This window comes from Caballeronia sp. ATUFL_F1_KS39, assembly GCF_023630985.1.
In the GTDB taxonomy this organism is placed as follows: domain Bacteria; phylum Pseudomonadota; class Gammaproteobacteria; order Burkholderiales; family Burkholderiaceae; genus Caballeronia; species Caballeronia zhejiangensis.
The window spans coordinates 195,786-215,082 of sequence record NZ_JALQDZ010000005.1 but is presented as its reverse complement, the minus strand read 5'-3'; the positions used below and the strand labels follow the sequence as shown (position 1 = coordinate 215,082).

20 protein-coding genes and 2 tRNA genes are annotated in these 19,297 nt (G+C 61.9%); 7 read left to right on the top strand and 15 right to left on the bottom strand.

Annotated elements, in window-relative coordinates; genetic code table 11:
* The first annotated feature begins 192 nt into the window (after nucleotides 1–192).
* Both NCR93_RS05735 and NCR93_RS05730 read left to right on the top strand, forming a co-directional pair.
* Nucleotides 193–1,011, top strand: coding sequence for an IclR family transcriptional regulator (locus tag NCR93_RS05735; RefSeq protein WP_008350176.1), 819 nt, complete (start codon nucleotides 193–195; stop codon nucleotides 1,009–1,011).
* Between the two features lie 34 nt (nucleotides 1,012–1,045).
* Entirely contained in the window at nucleotides 1,046–1,969 is a 924-nt protein-coding gene (locus tag NCR93_RS05730; RefSeq protein WP_008350178.1) for a LysR family transcriptional regulator, read from the top strand.
* Nucleotides 1,970–1,972: 3 nt separating this feature from the next.
* Here the strand turns inward: NCR93_RS05730 and NCR93_RS05725 are convergent, their stop codons facing one another.
* Entirely contained in the window at nucleotides 1,973–2,389 is a 417-nt protein-coding gene (locus NCR93_RS05725) for a DoxX family protein (protein WP_175979961.1), read from the bottom strand.
* 103 nt (nucleotides 2,390–2,492) lie between these two features.
* Here NCR93_RS05725 and NCR93_RS05720 point away from each other — a divergent pair, with 103 nt between their 5' ends.
* The 4 genes from NCR93_RS05720 to NCR93_RS05705 all read left to right on the top strand — a co-directional run bounded on the left by NCR93_RS05720 (nucleotide 2,493) and on the right by NCR93_RS05705 (nucleotide 4,779).
* Nucleotides 2,493–3,383: a LysR family transcriptional regulator gene (locus tag NCR93_RS05720; protein WP_250532184.1), complete on the top strand. Its 891-nt coding sequence runs from the start codon at nucleotides 2,493–2,495 to the stop codon at nucleotides 3,381–3,383.
* A gap of 141 nt (nucleotides 3,384–3,524) precedes the next feature.
* Complete coding sequence (locus NCR93_RS05715; protein ID WP_175979959.1) at nucleotides 3,525–3,935, top strand: hypothetical protein; 411 nt, start codon at nucleotides 3,525–3,527, stop codon at nucleotides 3,933–3,935.
* A gap of 89 nt (nucleotides 3,936–4,024) precedes the next feature.
* Nucleotides 4,025–4,101, top strand: a tRNA-Pro gene (locus NCR93_RS05710).
* Nucleotides 4,102–4,431: 330 nt separating this feature from the next.
* Nucleotides 4,432–4,779, top strand: coding sequence for a hypothetical protein (locus tag NCR93_RS05705; protein WP_175979958.1), 348 nt, complete (start codon nucleotides 4,432–4,434; stop codon nucleotides 4,777–4,779).
* Nucleotides 4,780–4,945: 166 nt separating this feature from the next.
* Here NCR93_RS05705 and NCR93_RS05700 read toward each other — a convergent pair whose 3' ends face one another.
* From NCR93_RS05700 to NCR93_RS05635, 14 genes are all read right to left on the bottom strand, one after another.
* The gene (locus NCR93_RS05700; RefSeq protein WP_008350188.1) at nucleotides 4,946–5,326 is read right to left on the bottom strand and encodes a MerR family transcriptional regulator; all 381 of its coding nucleotides are present in this window, start codon (nucleotides 5,324–5,326) and stop codon (nucleotides 4,946–4,948) included.
* An 89-nt stretch (nucleotides 5,327–5,415) separates the two neighbouring features.
* A complete protein-coding gene (locus NCR93_RS05695) occupies nucleotides 5,416–5,820 on the bottom strand; it encodes an integration host factor subunit alpha (RefSeq protein WP_008350190.1) in 405 nt (134 codons plus the stop codon).
* A gap of 65 nt (nucleotides 5,821–5,885) precedes the next feature.
* Complete coding sequence (gene pheT, locus NCR93_RS05690) at nucleotides 5,886–8,318, bottom strand: phenylalanine--tRNA ligase subunit beta (protein ID WP_175979957.1); 2,433 nt, start codon at nucleotides 8,316–8,318, stop codon at nucleotides 5,886–5,888.
* Between the two features lie 77 nt (nucleotides 8,319–8,395).
* Nucleotides 8,396–9,409, bottom strand: coding sequence for a phenylalanine--tRNA ligase subunit alpha (pheS, locus tag NCR93_RS05685; protein ID WP_034472047.1), 1,014 nt, complete (start codon nucleotides 9,407–9,409; stop codon nucleotides 8,396–8,398).
* A gap of 203 nt (nucleotides 9,410–9,612) precedes the next feature.
* Nucleotides 9,613–9,972, bottom strand: a complete 360-nt coding sequence (gene rplT, locus NCR93_RS05680) for a 50S ribosomal protein L20 (protein WP_008350196.1) — start codon at nucleotides 9,970–9,972, stop codon at nucleotides 9,613–9,615.
* Nucleotides 9,973–9,997: 25 nt separating this feature from the next.
* The gene (gene rpmI, locus NCR93_RS05675) at nucleotides 9,998–10,195 is read right to left on the bottom strand and encodes a 50S ribosomal protein L35 (protein WP_004191477.1); all 198 of its coding nucleotides are present in this window, start codon (nucleotides 10,193–10,195) and stop codon (nucleotides 9,998–10,000) included.
* A gap of 234 nt (nucleotides 10,196–10,429) precedes the next feature.
* The gene (gene infC / locus NCR93_RS05670; RefSeq protein ID WP_075583511.1) at nucleotides 10,430–10,957 is read right to left on the bottom strand and encodes a translation initiation factor IF-3; all 528 of its coding nucleotides are present in this window, start codon (nucleotides 10,955–10,957) and stop codon (nucleotides 10,430–10,432) included.
* Between the two features lie 47 nt (nucleotides 10,958–11,004).
* Nucleotides 11,005–12,912 (bottom strand): threonine--tRNA ligase, encoded by a 1,908-nt coding sequence (gene thrS, locus NCR93_RS05665; protein WP_008350308.1) that lies wholly within the window; start codon nucleotides 12,910–12,912, stop codon nucleotides 11,005–11,007.
* Between the two features lie 292 nt (nucleotides 12,913–13,204).
* Nucleotides 13,205–13,281: transfer RNA gene (locus NCR93_RS05660), tRNA-Val, on the bottom strand.
* 99 nt (nucleotides 13,282–13,380) lie between these two features.
* Entirely contained in the window at nucleotides 13,381–15,603 is a 2,223-nt protein-coding gene (locus NCR93_RS05655) for a RelA/SpoT family protein (protein ID WP_034472050.1), read from the bottom strand.
* Between the two features lie 32 nt (nucleotides 15,604–15,635).
* A complete protein-coding gene (locus tag NCR93_RS05650) occupies nucleotides 15,636–15,989 on the bottom strand; it encodes a RidA family protein (protein ID WP_008350311.1) in 354 nt (117 codons plus the stop codon).
* Between the two features lie 73 nt (nucleotides 15,990–16,062).
* Nucleotides 16,063–16,983, bottom strand: a complete 921-nt coding sequence (locus tag NCR93_RS05645; RefSeq protein ID WP_175979956.1) for an alpha/beta fold hydrolase — start codon at nucleotides 16,981–16,983, stop codon at nucleotides 16,063–16,065.
* A 202-nt stretch (nucleotides 16,984–17,185) separates the two neighbouring features.
* Nucleotides 17,186–17,827, bottom strand: coding sequence for a CoA transferase subunit B (locus tag NCR93_RS05640; protein WP_008350316.1), 642 nt, complete (start codon nucleotides 17,825–17,827; stop codon nucleotides 17,186–17,188).
* A 2-nt stretch (nucleotides 17,828–17,829) separates the two neighbouring features.
* Nucleotides 17,830–18,534, bottom strand: a complete 705-nt coding sequence (locus NCR93_RS05635) for a CoA transferase subunit A (protein ID WP_008350318.1) — start codon at nucleotides 18,532–18,534, stop codon at nucleotides 17,830–17,832.
* A gap of 217 nt (nucleotides 18,535–18,751) precedes the next feature.
* On the opposite strand from NCR93_RS05635, the gene NCR93_RS05630 reads away from it, so the two are divergent.
* Complete coding sequence (locus NCR93_RS05630) at nucleotides 18,752–19,297, top strand: LuxR C-terminal-related transcriptional regulator (RefSeq protein WP_175979955.1); 546 nt, start codon at nucleotides 18,752–18,754, stop codon at nucleotides 19,295–19,297.

Sequence of the window (19,297 nt, the reverse complement as noted above, 5' to 3'; positions counted from 1 at the left end):
GAACTGGGGTTTACCTGCTCGTCAGCACACTTGCGCTGAGATGTTCGTCATGCGAACATGGATTCGTTTAGCGAACATCGGCATGTTAGTCCCGCATTCGTTGTCGTGTCAACGAAGCATGCGCGAAGTGGGGGTTTTCACCGAGCTCGAACTTCGCCTCGACCGCCCGTTCGCGCTTTCATCACAGGCCTTATGAAGAATTCAGCCACGCTCAATCCGGATGCCGAGCCGCAAGACGCGCAGGCGCGCCCCGGCGATGCCTACGTGCAGTCGTTCGCGCGCGGGCTCGCTGTCATCCGCTCGTTCGATGCGAACCGCCCCGCGCAGACGCTGACGGATGTCGCGGCGGCCACCGGCCTTACGCGCGCCGGCGCGCGCCGCATCCTTCTGACGCTGCAGGCGCTCGGGTATGTCGAGGCCGACGGGCGTCTCTTTCAGTTGACGCCGAAGATTCTCGACCTCGGCTTCGCCTATCTGACGTCGATGCCCTTCTGGAATCTGGCCGAACCGGTAATGGAAGATCTCGTCGAACAAGTGCACGAAAGCTGCTCGGCGGCCGTGCTGAACGGCGCGGAAATCGTCTATGTGCTGCGCGTGCCGACGCACAAGATCATCACGCAGAATCTGTCGATCGGCAGCCGTCTGCCTGCGTTCTGCACGTCGATGGGCCGCGTCCTGCTCGCCGCGCTCGACGAAGCGCGCCTCGACGAAGCGCTCGATGCGAGTTCGCTCGTCGCGCGCACGCCGCGCACGATCGTCGACAAGGGCGCGCTCAAGGAAGCCATCGCCGCGGTGCGCCGCCAGGGCTGGGCAATCGTCGATCAGGAACTGGAGGAAGGACTGATTTCGATGTCCGCGCCGATCCGCGACCGGCAAGGCCGCGTGATCGCGGCGCTGAACATCAGCGGCAACGCACAGCGCAAGAACGCAAAGCAGATGGTGAAGGCGTTTCTCGAACCGCTGCAGGAAGCGGCGCAGCGCGTGTCGGACATGGTCGCGCGGCGCGGATGACGCCGTATCGACGCGAGGAGACGGCGGTTCCGAAATGAACGATCTCGATCTCAACCTGATTCCGTACCTCGTCGCCATCGAGGAGACGCGCAACGTGAGCCGCGCCGCCGAGCGGCTCGGGGTAAGTCAGCCACGCGTGTCGACCGCGCTCGCACGTCTGCGCGAGTACTTCAACGATCCGCTCTTCGTGCGCACCTCGCGCGGCATGGAGCCGACGCCGCGCACCATCGCGCTCGTGCCCGCGGCGCGCGAGGCGCTGGCGCGCATCGAACGCGGCCTGCTCGACCGGCAGCACTTCGATCCTTCGACGAGCGCGGAGACGTTTTCGATCGCGCTTTCCGATGTCGGCGAGATCGTCTTTCTGCCGCGCCTCTTGCAGGCTTTCGCGAAGGAAGCGCCGAACGCGAATCTGCGCTCCGTGTCGGCGTCGCATGGCGATGTGGAGCGCGGGCTTGAAGCCGGCGATATCGATCTGGCGGTCGGCTACTTTCCGGACTTGCGCGGCAACAACTTCTTTCAGCAGCGGCTTTTCTCGCACCGGTTCATCTGTCTGATGCGGCGCGATCATCCGTTCGCGAACCAGCCGCTCACGCTCGAACGCTTCATGGAATGCGGCCACGCGGTCGTGCGCGCGGAAGGCCGCAGCCAGGAAGTGCTGGAGAATTATCTCGACAAGGAACGCGTGCGCCGGCGCGCGGTGCTCGAAACGCCGCACTTCATGAGCCTGCCGTTCATCCTGTCGCGCACAGATCTGATCGCGACGGTGCCGCATGCGATCGGCTTCGCGTATGTCGCCGAGCATGCGTCGATCACGCTCGCCGAGCCGCCGCTCGCGTTGCCCCGCTTCGATCTGAAGCAGCACTGGCATCGCAAGTTTCACAACGATGCGCGCACGATGTGGCTGCGCGGCATCGTCGCTTCGCTCTTCAACGACGAGCTGGACGAGTGGCCGAAGTGATGCTCAACGTCGCCCGTCGATGCTCCACGCGCCCGGCCCCGCCGCCGCGATGAACAAATAGATGAACGACAGCAGCACGGCCGGCTCGCCCTGATTCAATAGCGGCAGCAGGAAGTTTCCTTTCGGCGCGTGCCCGATGAAGTACGCGAACGCCAGTTCGCCCGACAACACGAACGCCGCCGCCCGCGTGAACAGGCCGATCAGCACGAGCACGCCGCCGATCAATTCGATGACGCCCGCCACGCCGAGCAGCGAGACGAGCGGCAGACCGTCGAACATCGCGATGTGCGGAACATGGAACAGCTTCGCGCTCGCATGCGTGAGCAGCAGATACGAAGCGACGATGCGCAGCAGCACGTGAGCGTAGGCGGCGAGCGCCGACGCGTTGGCCGCGGATGGTCGAGTGTGTGTCGCAGACATCGCAAAACTCCAGTGAAGGTAGGTTGCCTGCAGTTTAGGCAGACATCGTCGGTCGATAAATCCGGCTAACATTAGCGTTTTGTTTCCCGGCAGGAAATGATCGATGGATGCTCTCACCAGCTTGCGCGTGTTCCGCGAAGTCGTCGAGGCCGGCAGCTTCGTGAAGGCTGCTGAACGGCTCGACATTTCGACCGCGATGACGAGCAAGCACGTCGCCAATCTGGAGCGCCAGCTCGGCGTGCGTCTCCTGAACCGCACGACGCGTCACCTGAGTCTCACGGAAGCCGGCAACGTCTACTACGAGCAATGCAGCGAGGCGCTCGACATCCTGCAGGCCGCGCAAGCTGCCGTCGGCGTGCAGACGGCGGAGCCGCAAGGCGTGCTCAAGGTCACCGCGCCAGGCTGGTTCGCCAATCGCACCTTCGCGGATCTGCTTGTCGCGTATCAGGCGCGCTTTCCCGGCGTGCTCGTCGATCTGCGGCTGGAGAATCGCTTCGTCGATCTCGTCGAGGAAGGCTACGACATGGCGATTCGCGCCACGTCGGAGCCTTCGCCCTCGCTGATCGTCAGGCCGCTGTGCAAGATGCCGTTCGTGCTCGCGGGTTCGCGCGCGTATCTCGAACAGCACGGCAAGCTGCGTCATCCGGATGATGTCGCGCGTCATCGCTTCGTGTTGCCGACCTACACGAATATCGATTCCGTCACGTTGACCGGTCCGGGCGGCGCGTTTACCGTGAAGAACCAGGCGGTGCTCAAGACCAACGATACGTCGATGGCGCTACAGCTCGTGCGCGCCGGACTCGGGCTCGCATACTTTCCGGCGTGGATCGTCGAGCCGGAATTGGCGTCGGGCTCGCTCGTGCGCGTGCTGCCGAGCTATTCGGCGTTCGCGCCGTCCGTGTATGCGGTGTACACGAGCCGCAAATACATGACGACGAAGGTGCGGACGTTCATCGATTTCCTGTCGGAGTCGCTGGCCGATCGGCCAATCTGATTAGGATTACTCTTATTTTTGCGTCGAGACTTGCGTGTAATCATCGCGCTCGCTTCCGGAAGCGGGCGCTCCAGACGCAACATAAATCCATCTTGCGCGCCGCCGGGATCGTCCCTTCTACCCATACGCGAGGCGCGCGACATGCATTTTCCGTGGCTTCCCTTGATTTTTATCCTGAGTTTGCTGGGCGTGACGCTCTTCGTCTGCCGCACGTTGAATGCGAGCGAACGCGCTCTGAAGTGGAACGGCGCCTTGATCTTTCTGTGTCTGTGCGGCGCGGCCATGGTGCTGGACTTCACGTTGACGATGATCTTTGCGTCCGCCGGCTTCGATGAGCGCACGGCGTACGACACTTTCGGATCGCGCATCGCGTGGACGGAGCGCATCGCCACCTATCTGATTCCATGCGCGATTTCGTTGCTTCTGGCTTTGAGGTTCCGCAGGCGTCAGCGCTTCGCGCTGGAAGTCTCGCCTGAGCGGGCGTCGGCCGAGCGCGAGGATTCGGTGAAGATCCAGACGTCGCCGTACACGCAGTCGGAACTGACGCTCTGACGCATTGCGAGTGAATTTTGTGAGTGCAACAGCGAAATTGTTGGAAGCAGTTCTACTATTCGTTTCTCTCTGATATACTTTCGCTCTTTCGGGGCGTAGCGCAGCCTGGTAGCGTACCTGCATGGGGTGCAGGTGGTCGGAGGTTCAAATCCTCTCGCCCCGACCAGAAATTGAAGGCTCTCCGGCTTCTGCCGGAGAGCCTTTTTTCTTGGCCCCTCGCGGGTCATCGATGACGCATCGCCCGCGTTTCTCCAAGGGCGTGCGCAGCTCGACTACCATCTCGCCGATGCAATGCTTAAAGTCGGCGCCGATGAAGAAGCGCTGACCAAAACGGCCGCGACGATGGGCATGACCGTCTGAAGCCATTCGTCATGGACGACACGCGCGCAAAAACGCGGCGCCGCCCGCCAATATTCAGACGTAAAAGCCCAAAAAACACTTGTGTGTCAGTAATTTAAGCCCTAATCTTAAGGTGACACATAAGGAACGGCGCCCCATGCCTTTGTCTGTCCCAGCGTCCGCCAGAGCGCGGCGCAGCCGATGCGGCCAAACCTGCTCCGCCCTGCGCGCGGAAGTCGCGAGATGGTTCGGTCCGGGAAGCGGCGCGCGCGTCACGCGCTTCGGGCGCATCTATCCCGGCGGCAGCCGCTATATCTCCGTTCGCGCGACGAGGCCAGGCCGATGCTTCGCGCTTTACTTCTTCCACCATGGCGTCGATGACTGGCGCATCTATCCGCCATGGGGCGTCGGACCGAGCATCGTCTATTGGTCGGTCAAGACCAAGTTGCCGGCCTCGCAAGCAGCCGGTCCGAAAAAACGCTTCCGCGTAGGCGTCAAGGCTTAACCGCGGGCAGGGCCTGTCCGGTCATCGACTCCTCGACGGCGGCTGGTAGACCTTCGCTACATCGGCGGCCACGATGCCTTGCGACGCATCCGGTAATTACAGCGCGGGACGGACAAAAAAAATGCCGCGAGAACTCGCGGCATCGGGACTTTGAATCGGACGGAGTTCATCCGCCGAGAAGATCGATCACCTGAAGAATATCCTTGCGCAACTGCTCGACATCGACGCCCGGTTGCGCTTGCGCCGACACTTGCGTCTCGGCCATGTCCGCATCGTCGTCGATTGCACGTCCCTGCGAATCGAGCCGGTTACGCGCACCGTTGATCGTGAAGCCCTGCTCGTACAGCAACTCGCGGATGCGCCGGATCAACAAGACTTCGTGATGCTGATAGTAGCGGCGATTGCCACGCCGCTTGACCGGCCTCAACTGCGTGAACTCCTGCTCCCAATAGCGCAGCACGTGAGGCTTGACGCCGCACAACTCGCTGACTTCGCCAATCGTGAAGTATCGCTTGGCGGGGATCGGAGGCAAGACGACTTTTTCCATCGTCGATCAACCATCGTTATAAGTGATGTCGATTGAAGCACGGTGGCCAAGCAACGCGACGCGCGAGTCATTCGCGCGCCACCGGGAAATCAGCGAGTGAGATCGGTCTCCGCTCCCGTTTCGACCAGCGCCTTCAGCTTCTGACTTGCATGAAACGTGACGACCCGCCGCGCGGCGATAGGAATGGCCTCGCCCGTCTTCGGATTGCGGCCGGGACGCTGAGGCTTGTCGCGCAACTGGAAATTGCCGAAGCCGGAAAGCTTGACGCTCTCGCCGCTCTCCAGCGCATCGCGGATGACTTCGAAGAAGGCTTCGACCATGTCCTTGGCTTCGCGCTTGTTCAGACCGACATGGTCGAACAGCATCTCCGCCAACTCGGCTTTGGTGAGCGTCGGCGTATCGCCGGGCGCGCTCGAGGTCGGAATATCTCGGGTCATGGCGCTACGCTGCGCCGAAAGAAGGGCTTCGAAATCACTCGAGTTCATTTGGTTCATATCGGTAAAACGGCGCTTGCCATATTTAAGACTTGGCGATTAAGACGGAAAGGGCCAACTGAAGGCTATCCGCGCAACCGCGCGCCGTGTACTCGAGCCAGGCGATCCACCAGCGTTTTGATAGCCGTATCGACCGTTTCGTCCTGAAGCGTGCCGCCAGTATCTTGCAACGTTACACGGAAGGCAAGACTTTTCTCATGCGCTCCCAAGCCACCGGAAGTATTTGATTTTGGACGAAATTCATCGAAAAGGGCAACCTTCGTGACGTACCTGCACGCCGCTTCCGCGCGCGCGCTTTCGAGCTCGTCGAGCAGCGCCTGAACCGCCACGTTTTGATCCACGACAATCGCGATATCGCGACGCACCGGCGGAAATTTCGACACTTCGGACGGCGCCGGCAATGCGCGATCCATCAACGCGTCGGCGTCGATTTCGAAGAGGATCGGCGCGTTCGGCAAGTCGTACTTTTGCAGCCAGCGCGGATGCAGTTCGCCGATCCAGCCGACCGCGCGCCCCGCCACCTCGATGCGCGCGCTGCGTCCCGGATGCAACGCCGGATGCTCCGCCTTAACGAAGCGCGGCACGACGGGCGCGAAGAGCGCTTCGACATCGCCCTTCACGTCGAAGAAGTCGACGTTGCGCGTGGCCACGCCCCACTGTTCCTCGACCACCGGACCATACGCGAGCCCGCCGATCATCTTCGGTTGCGCGAAGCCTTCGACCGTCAGTTCGCCCGCTTTAACCGTTGCGTCGCGATGGAACACGCGCCCCGCTTCGAACACGCGCACGCGGTCTGCGCGGCGATTCAGGTTATGACGCAGCACTTCGATGAGGCTGCCGAGCATGGTCGAACGCATGACCGAGAGCTGGCTCGCGATCGGGTTCAGCAGCTTGATCGGATTATCGTTGCCGGCGAAGTCCTTCTCCCACTCGGCATCGACGAAGCTGAAGTTCACCGTCTCCGAGTAGTCGCGCGCGGCGACTTCGTGGCGCAGCGTATGGATCGAGCGCTTCGTTTCGTTCGTGATGCGCATCTCGCTGCGCGCGACCGGCGGGCGCGCCGGAATCTTCTCGAAACCGTAGATGCGCGCGACTTCCTCGATCAGGTCTTCCTCGATCTCGATATCGAAGCGATACGGCGGCGGCGTGACCTTGAAGGTGTCGCCGTCGCGCTCGAACGCGAGGTTCAGACGCGTGAAGATCTGCGCGATCTCTTCCGCGCCGATCTCTACGCCGATGATCCGATGCGCGCGCGACACGCGCATCGACACCGGATTGCGATCCGGCACGTTGACGATCTGATCGTCGACCGGACCCGCTTCGCCGCCGCAGATGTCGAGGATCAGGCGCGAGATGCGTTCGATATGCTCGACGGTCGTCGAATAATCGACGCCGCGCTCGAAGCGATGCGCCGCATCGGTCGAGAAGTTGTACTTGCGCGCGCGGCCGCGGATCGCGTCCGGCCACCAGAACGCGGCTTCGAGATAGATGTTGGTGGTGTCGAGCGAGACGGCCGTGCTGTCGCCGCCCATGATGCCCGCGAGACTTTCGACGTGACGATCGTCGGCGATCACGCCGACGGTTTCATCGAGCTCGACGGTGTTGCCGTTCAGGAGCTTCAGCGACTCGCCCTTCTTGCCCCAGCGCACTTCGATCGCGCCGTGAATCTTGTCGAGATCGAACACGTGCGTCGGACGGCCGAGTTCGAGCATCACGTAATTGGAGATGTCGACGAGCGCGGAGATGCTGCGCTGGCCCGCACGTTCCAGACGCTCGACCATCCATTGCGGCGTCTTCGCGCGGGCGTTCACGCCGCGAATCACGCGGCCCGAGAAGCGCCCGCACAGATCGGGCGCGAGCACCTTGACCGGCAGCTTTTCGTCGAGCTTCGTTTCGACGGCCGGCATGTCCGGTTGCTTGAGCGGCGCGCCGGTGATCGCGGCCGTCTCGCGCGCAACGCCGAACACCGACAGGCAGTCTGCCTTGTTCGGCGTGAGCTTGATTTCGAAGACGGTGTCGTCGAGGTTGAGCGCCTCGCGAATGTCCTGGCCGACCTTCGCATCGGTCGGCAGGATCAAGAGACCGCTGTGATCTTCCGACAGCTTGAGCTCACGTGCGGAGCACAGCATGCCTTGACTGTCGACGCCGCGCAGCTTCGTCGGCTTGATCGCGAAGGGCTGGCCGCCGGCTTCGGCCGGCGGCAGCACGGCGCCGATCAGCGCGACCGGCACCTTGATGCCCGGCGACACGTTCGGCGCGCCGCACACGATATTGAGCGTCTCGCCCGTGCCCGCATCGACCTGACAGACGTTGAGCTTGTCGGCGTTCGGATGCTTGGCGACTTCGAGCACTTGGCCCACGACGATCTTCGTGGTCGGCGGCGCGACCGGGCGCAGGTCTTCGACTTCGAGGCCGGCCATCGTCAGCGCGTGCGCGAGTTCGTCGGTGGAGAGCTTGGGATCGACGAAACTGCGGAGCCAGGATTCTGGGAATTGCATGTGTGTCTACGTTCGAAATGTTTGGAGTCTCACGATCGCCGCTTATCGAGAAGCGATCGCCGCGGGCGCTAAGTGCTTTACGCGAACTGACGCAGGAAACGCAGATCGTTCTCGAAGAACAGACGCAGATCCTGCACCCCGTAGCGCAGCATCGTCAGGCGCTCGAGGCCGCTGCCGAACGCGAAGCCGATATAGCGCTCCGGATCGAGGCCCATGTTGCGGATGACGGTCGGATGCACCTGCCCCGAACCTGAGATTTCCAGCCATCTGCCCGCGTTCTTGCCGTGTTCGAACATCATGTCGATCTCGGCGGACGGCTCCGTGAACGGAAAATACGACGGACGGAAGCGCACGAGAATGTCGTCGCGCTCGAAGAACTTCTTCAGAAAATCGGTGTAGACGCCCTTCAGATCCGCAAAGCTGATGTTCTCTTCGATCCACAGGCCTTCGACCTGGTTGAACATCGGCGAATGAGTGGCGTCGCTGTCCACGCGATACGTGCGGCCCGGCACGATCACCTTGATCGGCGGCTTGTTCATGCGCGCGTAGCGCACCTGCATCGGGCTCGTATGCGTGCGAAGCAAAAGCGGACGGCCATCCGCGTCCTTGCCGTCGACGTAGAACGTGTCCTGCATCGAGCGCGCCGGATGGTTCTCCGGGCTGTTCAGCGCCGTGAAGTTGTACCAGTCGGTCTCGATTTCCGGACCGTCGGCGACATCGAAACCGATCGTGCGGAAGATTTGTTCGACGCGCTCCCACGTACGCATCACCGGATGCAGCGTGCCCGCACCCGCGCCGCGTCCCGGTAGCGTGACGTCGATGGCTTCCGACGCGAGACGCTGATTCAGCAGCGCGTCGGCCAGCGCCTGACGGCGCGCGTTCAGCGCGGCTTCAACCTGCTGCTTTGCCTGATTGATGCGCGCGCCTTCTGTCTTCTTCGCTTCCGGATCGAGCTTGCCCAATCCCTTCAGCAATTCGGTCAGCGCGCCGGACTTGCCGAGGAACCGTGCCTTCTCGTTTTCGAGCGTGGTGGTATCGGCGGCGTGTTCAAAGGCGCTTTTCGCGTCGGCGACAATCTGGTCCAGATCCATTGATCCCATCTTTTAGCGTCGAAATTCAATCTGAGGTTCGGTTTTGCTCATCCACGCTCCACGATGGGCATGAGATGCGCAAAACCGTCCGACCAACAAAAACGGGGCTCGGTGAGAGCCCCGTTTTCTGCCTTCGCGCCGCCGTCAACGTATTTCTACGATGCGGCGACGAGGAGGCGAACCACGCAGTACTAATTTCGCAATTAGGCTGCAACGGCGGCTTTCACCTGCTTCACGATCGCAGCAAAAGCAGCCTTGTCGAACACAGCCATGTCAGCCAGAACCTTGCGGTCGAGTTCGATCGAAGCCTTCTTCAGGCCGTTGATGAACACGCTGTAGGTCATGTCGTGCTGACGCACCGCCGCGTTGATACGCGTGATCCACAGTGCGCGGAACACACGCTTCTTGTTGCGGCGATCGCGGTAGGCGTACTGGCCTGCGCGCATGACCGCCTGCTTGGCGATGCGATAGACGTTATTGCGACGGCCGCGGTAACCCTTGGCCAGACGGATGATCTTCTTGTGACGGGCCCGTGCGGTAACCCCACGTTTTACTCGAGGCATGTTGCTCTCCTTAAGTTAGATGAGGTTAGGCGAACGGCAGCATTGCGCGGACGGAGTTCAGATCGGAATCATGAACGGCCGTGGCGCCACGCAGATGGCGTTTGTTCTTGGTGGTTTTCTTGGTAAGAATGTGGCGCTTGAAGGCCTGACCGCGCTTGACGGTACCGCCCGGACGCACCACGAAGCGCTTTGCAGCACTCTTCTTGGTCTTCATCTTCGGCATGAAACAACTCCAGTTTATTAGATGGTCATGGGTGTGCGGATGATCCGCCGATACTGCCCGCGAACCCCTTCCCGCCCTTCGAAACCCACGCTCCACTTGTGTGCGAACGGTTCGGTGAAGAACCGCCGCTTTTCATGACCGGCGTCACCGAAATGACGCCGGCCTGAAACCGCCGGCAATGCCGCGCCGACCGCCTTTCGACGGCGCGCGATCCATCGCCCTACTGCTGTTCGGTTACTTGCCCTTCTTCTTCGGGGCAAGCACCATGATCATCTGACGCCCTTCCATCTTCGGCATCTGCTCGACCTGGCCATATTCGTCCAGATCGGACTTCAGGCGCTCGAGCATACGCATGCCGATTTCCTGGTGCGCCATTTCGCGACCGCGGAAACGCAACGTGATTTTCGTCTTGTCGCCGTCTTCGAGGAAGCGCGTGAGGTTGCGCAGCTTGACGTTGTAGTCACCGTCATCCGTGCCGGGGCGGAATTTGACTTCCTTCACCTGCACGATCTTCTGCTTCAACTTCGCTTCGTGCTGCTTCTTCGCTTCCGAATACTTGAACTTGCCGTAATCCATCAAACGGCAGACAGGCGGCGAAGCCTGCGGCGCGATTTCGACGAGATCCACGTCGAGTTGCTCCGATTGACGGAACGCCTCGGCCAGTTTCACGATTCCGAGCGGCTCGTTGTCCACTCCGACCAAACGCACTTCCGGCGCGGTAATCTCACCGTTGATGCGATGTGACGACTTATCAGTAGCGATGTTACGTTTCCTCTAAAAATGAAAAAACAAGCCGCGCTGCGAGTGACTTACTTGAACGCCCGCACTTCCTGCTGCAGACGTTCGAGGAATGCGTCGACCGGCATCACGCCCAGATCGACACCGCCACGAGCACGCACGGCTACGGTTTGTGCATCACGCTCCTTGTCGCCGACGACCAGCAAATACGGCACCTTTTGCAGCGTGTGCTCGCGTATTTTATAGCTAATCTTCTCATTGCGCAAATCGGACTCTACTCTAAGCCCTTGTTTTTGCAACGATTGAGCCAGATTTCCGGCATATTCGGCCTGACTTTCAGCAATATTCAACACAACGGCCTGGATCGGCGCGAGCCACGGCGGCATTGCGCCGGCATGATGCTCGATCAGAATGCCGAGGAAACGCTCCATTGATCCGACGATTGCGCGATGAAGCATCACCGGACGGCGGCGGCTGTTGTCTTCCGCCACGTACTCCGCGCCGAGACGCTCCGGCAGCACCATGTCGAGCTGCAGCGTGCCGCATTGCCACGAGCGGCCGAGCGCATCCTTGATGTGATACTCGATCTTCGGACCGTAAAACGCGCCCTCGCCCGCGAGCTCTTCCCACTGCAGGCCGCACGCGGTCAGCGCTTCGCGCAGGCCCTGCTCCGCGCGATCCCAGGTTTCATCGGTGCCGGCGCGCTGTTCCGGACGCAGCGACAGCTTGATGTCGATGTGATCGAAGCCGAAATCCTTATACACGCTCATCGCGAGCGTGTTGAACGCGATCGATTCCGCGATGAACTGATCTTCGGTACAGAAGATATGTGCATCGTCCTGAACGAAGCCCCGCACGCGCATCAGACCGTGCAGCGCGCCCGACGGCTCGTTGCGATGGCACGAACCGAACTCCGCGTAACGCAGCGGCAAGTCGCGGTACGAGCGCAAGCCGTGATTGAACACCTGGACGTGGCCCGGGCAGTTCATCGGCTTGATCGCGTAGTCGCGCTTTTCCGACTCGGTCGTGAACATGTTTTCACGATAGTTCTGCCAGTGCCCCGATGCTTCCCACAGCGAACGGTCCATCACCATGGGAGTCTTGATTTCGAGATAGCCGGCTTCGTTCACGCGGCGACGCATGTACTGCTCGACCTGCTGCCATAGTGACCAGCCCTTCGGATGCCAGAACACCATGCCCGGCGCTTCGTCCTGCAGATGGAACAGGTCGAGCTGCTTGCCGAGCTTTCGGTGATCGCGCTTCTCGGCTTCTTCCAGCATGTGGAGGTACTGCTCCTGGTCTTCCTTCTTGGTCCACGCGGTGCCGTAGATGCGCTGCAGTTGCTCGTTCTTCGAATCGCCGCGCCAGTACGCGCCCGCGACTTTCATCAGCTTGAAAACCTTGAGCTTGCCGGTGGACGGCACGTGCGGGCCTCGGCACAGGTCGATGAAATTGCCGTGCGCGTAAAGCCGGATCTCGTCGCTTTCCGGAATCGATTCGATGATCTCGGCCTTGTACGCCTCGCCGATGCTCTTGAAGTACTCGACGGCCTCGTTGCGCGAGACGACGCGGCGCGACACCGGCTCGTCCTTCTTCGCGAGCTCCTGCATGCGCTTCTCGATCTTTTCGAGATCTTCGGGCGTGAACGGACGGCTGTACGAGAAATCGTAGTAGAAGCCGTTGTCGATGACCGGCCCGATGGTTACTTGCGCCTCGGGGAACAGATCCTTCACGGCATAGGCCAGCAAGTGCGCGGTCGAGTGACGCACGACATCGACGCCTTCCGGGTCTTTGTCGGTGACGATCGCGAGCGACGAATCCTTGTCGATCAGAAACGAGGTGTCGACGAGTTCGCCGTTGAGCTTGCCGGCGAGCGCCGCCTTGGCGAGGCCCGCGCCGATCGATGCTGCAACTTCCGCGACGGTCACCGGGTGGTCGTATTGTCGGACCGACCCATCAGGCAAACGTACCGAAACCATATCGTTCTCCAAGACGCCGGCACATGCCGGGCGATTCGATTAAGCATTGCCACGCGATTTCGTTTGAAAATCGCAAGACAAAAAAAATGCGGCCCCGCTATCGAGGGGCCGCATTCACTTTTCACACATACCGCGAAACAATTTGGCAGAAGGCGAATATGGTCCTCGACTAGCGTCGCTCCGAAGTTGTTTCGGTCAACGTTCGACGTGCCATGTTTTTTCGCCTTTTGCGCTGCGCGCTTCTTGCGGTTTGAAACCCCGCGAACCGAAGTCCGCTGAATTTCGTTTTCGTTGGTAGGCTCGATTGGACTCGAACCAACGACCCCCACCATGTCAAGGTGGTGCTCTAACCAGCTGAGCTACGAGCCTGAAAGAAGTGAGATTATATGGAGTGTTTCAGATGTTGGCAAGTGCTTATCTTTAGAAAAATCGAAAATATTCGCCAATCCGTTCAATCCCTTCTAAATGCTACGCGCGACGCGAAGCGCGAATCACGCCCTGCACTTCGCCGAGCAGCGTGCATGCGCGTTGAATCTGCGCTGCACTCGACACTTCCACGGTGAACTGCATATACGCGACATTCCTGCGGCTCTGGCTCTTCACGCCGATCACGTTGATCTTCTCGCGCGCGAACACTTCGGAGATGTCGCGCAGCAAGCCCTGGCGATCCGCCGATTCAACCGAAAGGTCCACCGGATAAACGGACGAGCCACGCCCGTTCATCACCTCGGCGGACCAAGTCGTGTGCAGCACGCGTTCGGGCGAGCGCTCGGCCATGCGCTTGAACGTTTCGCAATCGGTCCGGTGCACCGACATGCCTTTGCCGCGCGTGACGAATCCCGCGATCGGATCGGGAGGCGCCGGGCGGCAGCAACGCGCGAGTTGCGTGAGCAGCGCATCGACACCGACGACGAGCACGCCCGTCGACGCTCCGTGCGCCACGCTTTGCCCGCTGCTGCGCTTCTCGAACTGCTCGGGCGCTTCGGGTTCGGGCTCGGGCGGCGGCGCATCGGAGAGCGCCTGCTCGATGTTGCGCAGACTGAACTCGTCCTTCGCGACGAGTGCGTAAAGCTCCTCGGGCGCCTTGAAGCCGAGTTTGGCCGCGAGCTGTTCGAGACTGACCGACGTCTTTCCCTCGCGCTGCAAGGTCTTCTCGACGATGCTCCGTCCGGCCGCGATGTTCTCCGCCGCATCCGCCGCGAGGAACCACGAGCGCACTTTCTGCCGCGCGCGGGCGCTATGCAGATAGCCGAGCTGCGGATTGAGCCAGTCGCGCGACGGACCGCCCTCCTTCACCGCGACGATCTCGACCGTCTGTCCGTTTTGCAGCGGCGTGTTGAGCGGCACCATCGCGCCATCGACGCGAGCGCCCCGACAACGATGTCCGAGCTCGCTGTGCAGGTGATATGCGAAATCGACGGCTGTCGCGCCTTGCGGCAACGCGATCACGCGCGCCTGCGGCGTCAGCACGTAGATATGGTCGTCGTCGAGTGTCGCGTCGCGCAGATGCTGCCAGCCGGGATGCTCGCCTTCGACGTCGTCCTTCCACGCGAGAAGCTGACGCAACCATGCGATCTTCTCGTCGTATTTCTCGCTCGCGGTCACCTGCCCCGCATAGCCACGCGCGCCCGCTTCCTTGTACCGCCAGTGCGCGGCCACGCCGTACTCGGCGAACTGATGCATCTCGTACGTGCGAATCTGGACTTCGAATGCGCGCCCGTCGTCGCCGATCACGACCGTATGCAGCGACTTGTAGCCGTTGGGCTTGGGACGCGAGATGTAATCGTCGAACTCACGCGGCACCGGCTGCCACAGGTTGTGCACGATGCCGAGCACGGTGTAGCAATCCTTGATGTCGCCGACGATCACGCGAAATGCGCGCACGTCGTTCAGTTCGGCGAAATCCAGCTGCTTGCCGCGCATCTTCTTCCAAATGCTGTAGATGTGCTTCGGCCGTCCGCTGACGTCCGCCTTGATGTGCGCGGTTTCCAGTTCCTTCTGCAGACGAGCGATGGCCTCGGTCACATAGGTCTCGCGCTCGACGCGCTTCTCGTCGAGCAGCTTCGCGATGCGTTTGTACGTGACCGGATCTTCGAAGCGAAACGACAGGTCTTCGAGTTCCCACTTCAGTTGCCAGATGCCGAGCCGGTTGGCGAGCGGCGCGTAAATCTCCAGCGTCTCGCGCGGCACGTCGGGCGACGGTTCGATCTTGTGCGCGGCGTAGTAGCGCAGCGTCTGCACGCGCGAGGCGAGCCGGATCAGCACCACGCGAATGTCCTGCGCGAACGCAAGCAACATCTTGCGCAACGCTTCGACCTGCGCACGGCGCGCGGCCTGCGCGTCGCGCGTGTTTTCAGGCAGTTCCGCGAGCGTCGCGCGCGAGCTGACCGAACCAAGCCGCAACAGCTTGCGCACATCGCCGACGAGCCGCTGCACTTCCGGGCCGAAGCGCTCCGCGATCACCTTCTCCGGATCGTCGAGATGCGGCGCCAGCACGAAGAGCGCCGCGGCGGCGACCGCGTGCGAATCGACGTTGAGCGTCTGCATGATGCGCGCGGTGCCGGCAGCGTGGTCCGCGAGCAGTTCGCCCGTCGAGACGCGCGCGTCCTTCGCGTGCTCGCGCACGAACGCGAGCGCGTCGTCGATGGACGGCTCGGGCAACGTTTCGGTGGGGACGGCGGTCTCGGTCATTCGGGCGATGCCAATACTTCAGACGACTCGATTCAGTTGCGCTGTGCGGCGATCACGACGATTTCCACGAGGCACGCCGGATTGGCGAGCTTCGCCTCGACGGTGGCGCGGGGCGGCGTGTTGCCTTCCGCGACCCACGAGTCCCACACGGCGTTCATGCCGGGGAAATGGATCATGTCCGAGATATAGATCTGCACCGACAGCAAGTGCGACTTGTCGCTGTTCGCCTCTTCGAGCAGGCGGTCGATGTGACCGAGCACTTCGCGCGTCTGACCGGTGATGTCCTGGTCCGTGTCCTCGGCGATCTGGCCGGCGAGATACACCGTGCCGTTGTGGATCGCGGTTTCGGAAAGGCGCGGCCCGACGTGATGACGAATGACTGCCATTGTTTGTTCCTGATCGGTGATGGTGAGAAAAGAAGCGCAAGCGGCGCGCAAGCACCTTATGTTCAGCCCAATATTATGCCCCGCTCGCGTCATCGCCGAGAAAGAACCCCCTGGCGATGGCGATTTGATCTTCGACAAGAAACGCCGGCGCGTGACCCGCGCCCGGGATCTCGGCGCTCGTCACGGCCTGACCTTTCTCGACCATTTGCGCGACCGTCTCGCGCGACAGCAAATCCGAGCTCTCGCCGCGCACGACGAGCACCGGCGTCCTGATCGACGCGAGCGAGCGCCAAAGAAACGCCTCGCCGGCCGCATTCTGCTCATCGGTGGCCGACGTGAACGGCGTCGCGATGCCCGGGTCGTAGCGAAAGCCCCACGCACCGTCGCGCTCGTGCAGGAGCGGCGTGTTGATGCCCGCCCACTCCTCGTCGGTCAACGGCCCGAACGACGACGCGAGCGCCGCCGCGTGCCGCACGCCTTCGTCGAGCGATGCGAAACGCGCCGGCTTGCCGAGATACTCGCCGATACGCTGCAGCGCGACCGGTTCGATATGCGGCCCGACATCGTTGAGCAGCATCTTTCGGATCGGCGTGTTCGGCAAGCCGCCGAGCGCCATGCCGATGAGACCGCCCATCGACGTGCCGAACCAGTCCACCGTCTCGACGTTCAACCGCGCGATCAGCGTTACCATGTCCGCGACATACTGCGGCACGCCGTAGTAACGCGGATCCGCGAGCCAGTCGGACAGTCCTCGCCCGACCACGTCCGGACACACCACGCGATAGTCCCGCGCGAACGCTTGCGCGAGCTTGTCGAAGTCGCGTCCCGAGCGCGTCAGGCCGTGCACGCACAGCAGCACGCGCGGATTGGCCGGATCGCCCCACTCCGTATAGGCGATGCGATGCAGACCCGCCGGGCTCGCGCATTGCACGAAGCGCTGGCGCGGCTCGCTCAGATCGGAATGCACGGCTTCGGCGACGATGGATGCGGTCATGGAGAGGTCCTCGTGGAAGTGTCGAAACGATTGTAAAGCGCATCTCACCGGATCGAGCGGGCCTATGCCGAACGGACGACCCCTTCCCGCGTGCACAGATGCGGGCGAAACCCGCAAAAGCAAAGCGGGCGAAGCTCCGAAAGCTTCGCCCGCCCGTGTTCGCGCTCACGCCGAGAGAACCGGCGTTCGTGTCACGCCGCTATCACTTCACGCTCGTGACATCGAGCGGCGCGCCCGTCTTCTTCTGAATTTCCTCGACCGTCACGCCGTCGGCCAGCTCGACGAGCTTGAGGCCATTGTCGGTGACGTCGATCACGCCGAGATCCGTGATGATGCGATCCACGACGCCCACGCCCGTCAGCGGCAGCGAGCACTCTTCGAGGATCTTGTGCTGGTCGCCCTTCGCGACGTGTTCCATCAGCACGACGACTTTCTTCACGCCGGCGACGAGGTCCATCGCGCCGCCCATGCCCTTGATCATCTTGCCGGGGATCATCCAGTTGGCCAGATCGCCCTTCTTGCTGATCTGCATTGCGCCGAGGATCGCCAGGTTGATGTGGCCGCCGCGGATCATCGCGAACGAATCCGCCGACGAAAAGATCGACGAGCCCGGCAGCGTCGTCACGGTCTGCTTGCCGGCGTTGATGAGATCGGCGTCGACTTCGTCTTCATACGGCGACGGCCCGATGCCGAGCAGACCGTTTTCCGACTGCAGCCACACTTCCATGCCGTCCGGAACGTGATTGGCGACGAGCGTCGGCAAGCCGATACCCAGGTTCACGTAGAAGCCGTCCTGCAGTTCCTGCGCCGCGCGCGCGGCCATCTGGTCACGAGTCCAAGCCATGATTACTCTCCTTTCGCGCGGACGATGCGCTGTTCGATGCGCTTTTCCGGCTGCGCATTCAGCACGAGGCGCTGCACGTAGATGCCGGGCAGATGGATCGCGTCCGGATCGAGTTCGCCCGTCTCGACGATTTCTTCCACTTCGGCCACGGTGATCTTGCCGGCCATCGCGCACATCGGGTTGAAGTTGCGCGCGGTGCGCCGGAAGATCAGGTTGCCGGATTTATCGGCCTTCCATGCCTTGACGAGACCGACGTCGGCCGTGAGCGAATGCTCGAGCACGTAATGGTTCTCGCCGAACTGGCGCGTTTCCTTGCCTTCCGCGATCACCGTGCCGAAACCGGTGTTCGTGAAGAACGCCGGAATGCCCGCGCCGCCCGCGCGGAGCTTCTCGGCGAGCGTGCCCTGCGGCGTGAATTCGAGCTCGAGTTCGCCGGCGAGGTATTGGCGCTCGAACTCCTTGTTTTCGCCGACGTACGACGAAATCATCTTCTTGATCTGGCGCGTCTCGAGCAAGAGACCGAGGCCAAAGCCGTCGACGCCCGCGTTATTGCTGATGCAGGTGATGCCCTTGACGCCCGTATCGCGCAGCGCGGCGATGAGCGCTTCGGGAATGCCGCACAGCCCGAAACCGCCGACGGCGAACGTCTGCCCGTCCTTGACGATGTCCTCGAGCGCGGCTTTCGCGCTGGGATAGACCTTGTTCATCTGTGTGTCCCTTCCATGTTGAAACCAACTGAAAATCGGTTTTTTGATGCCGCCGATGCACTGTTCGAGCGCATCGCGCGGCCTTTTGACGTGGCACAAGCGTACTTTGTGCCGATGATCCGGCACAATACGCAAAAATACATAAGTCTTTGCCCGCGCGCGTTGGTTCCCGGCGCTTTTCGCCGCGATACGCAAGGCGCCGCGCGCCCGATCTCACATGCGTGCACTGGATTATCAAACCGCGTTTCAACTTGCGCCCGTCGGGCTCGTGCTTTCGCGCGAGCGCACCATCGAAGACTGCAACGAGCAGCTTTGCGCGATCTTCGGTTTCACGCGTGAGGCGCTCATCGGCAAGTCGTTCGAGGTGCTGTATCCCTCGCCGGACGAGTTCGCGCGCATCGGCGAGCGCATCGCCGCGCATATCAGCAAGGAAGGCACGTACAGCGACGACCGCATCATGAAGCGCAAGAACGGCGAACTGTTCTGGTGTCACGTCACCGGCCGCGCGCTCGACCGGACCGCGCCTCACGCGGCGGGCGTCTGGACATTCGAGGACTTGAGCGCGACGCGGCGGGTCGCGATCGAATTGACGCCGCGCGAGCGCGAGATCGCCGCGCAGCTCGTGACGGGCAAGACGAGCAAGCAGATCGGCCGCGTGCTCGATATCAGCCCGCGGACGGTTGATATCTACCGAGCGCGGCTCATGAGAAAGTACGACACGGGCAATGCGACCGAACTGCTGCAACGGCTGCTCGGCACCTGA

Bases quoted from the DNA above. Each gene is read 5' to 3' on its own strand.
- NCR93_RS05735 (WP_008350176.1), top strand. From the start codon at position 193: ATGAAGAATTCAGCCACGCTCAATCCGGATGCCGAGCCGCAAGACGCG.
- NCR93_RS05730 (WP_008350178.1), top strand. From the start codon at position 1,046: ATGAACGATCTCGATCTCAACCTGATTCCGTACCTCGTCGCCATCGAG.
- NCR93_RS05725 (WP_175979961.1), bottom strand. From the start codon at position 2,389: ATGTCTGCGACACACACTCGACCATCCGCGGCCAACGCGTCGGCGCTC.
- NCR93_RS05720 (WP_250532184.1), top strand. From the start codon at position 2,493: ATGGATGCTCTCACCAGCTTGCGCGTGTTCCGCGAAGTCGTCGAGGCC.
- NCR93_RS05715 (WP_175979959.1), top strand. From the start codon at position 3,525: ATGCATTTTCCGTGGCTTCCCTTGATTTTTATCCTGAGTTTGCTGGGC.
- NCR93_RS05705 (WP_175979958.1), top strand. From the start codon at position 4,432: ATGCCTTTGTCTGTCCCAGCGTCCGCCAGAGCGCGGCGCAGCCGATGC.
- NCR93_RS05700 (WP_008350188.1), bottom strand. From the start codon at position 5,326: ATGGAAAAAGTCGTCTTGCCTCCGATCCCCGCCAAGCGATACTTCACG.
- NCR93_RS05695 (WP_008350190.1), bottom strand. From the start codon at position 5,820: ATGAACCAAATGAACTCGAGTGATTTCGAAGCCCTTCTTTCGGCGCAG.
- pheT (WP_175979957.1), bottom strand. From the start codon at position 8,318: ATGCAATTCCCAGAATCCTGGCTCCGCAGTTTCGTCGATCCCAAGCTC.
- pheS (WP_034472047.1), bottom strand. From the start codon at position 9,409: ATGGATCTGGACCAGATTGTCGCCGACGCGAAAAGCGCCTTTGAACAC.
- rplT (WP_008350196.1), bottom strand. From the start codon at position 9,972: ATGCCTCGAGTAAAACGTGGGGTTACCGCACGGGCCCGTCACAAGAAG.
- rpmI (WP_004191477.1), bottom strand. From the start codon at position 10,195: ATGCCGAAGATGAAGACCAAGAAGAGTGCTGCAAAGCGCTTCGTGGTG.
- thrS (WP_008350308.1), bottom strand. From the start codon at position 12,912: ATGGTTTCGGTACGTTTGCCTGATGGGTCGGTCCGACAATACGACCAC.
- NCR93_RS05655 (WP_034472050.1), bottom strand. From the start codon at position 15,603: ATGACCGAGACCGCCGTCCCCACCGAAACGTTGCCCGAGCCGTCCATC.
- NCR93_RS05650 (WP_008350311.1), bottom strand. From the start codon at position 15,989: ATGGCAGTCATTCGTCATCACGTCGGGCCGCGCCTTTCCGAAACCGCG.
- NCR93_RS05645 (WP_175979956.1), bottom strand. From the start codon at position 16,983: ATGACCGCATCCATCGTCGCCGAAGCCGTGCATTCCGATCTGAGCGAG.
- NCR93_RS05640 (WP_008350316.1), bottom strand. From the start codon at position 17,827: ATGGCTTGGACTCGTGACCAGATGGCCGCGCGCGCGGCGCAGGAACTG.
- NCR93_RS05635 (WP_008350318.1), bottom strand. From the start codon at position 18,534: ATGAACAAGGTCTATCCCAGCGCGAAAGCCGCGCTCGAGGACATCGTC.
- NCR93_RS05630 (WP_175979955.1), top strand. From the start codon at position 18,752: ATGCGTGCACTGGATTATCAAACCGCGTTTCAACTTGCGCCCGTCGGG.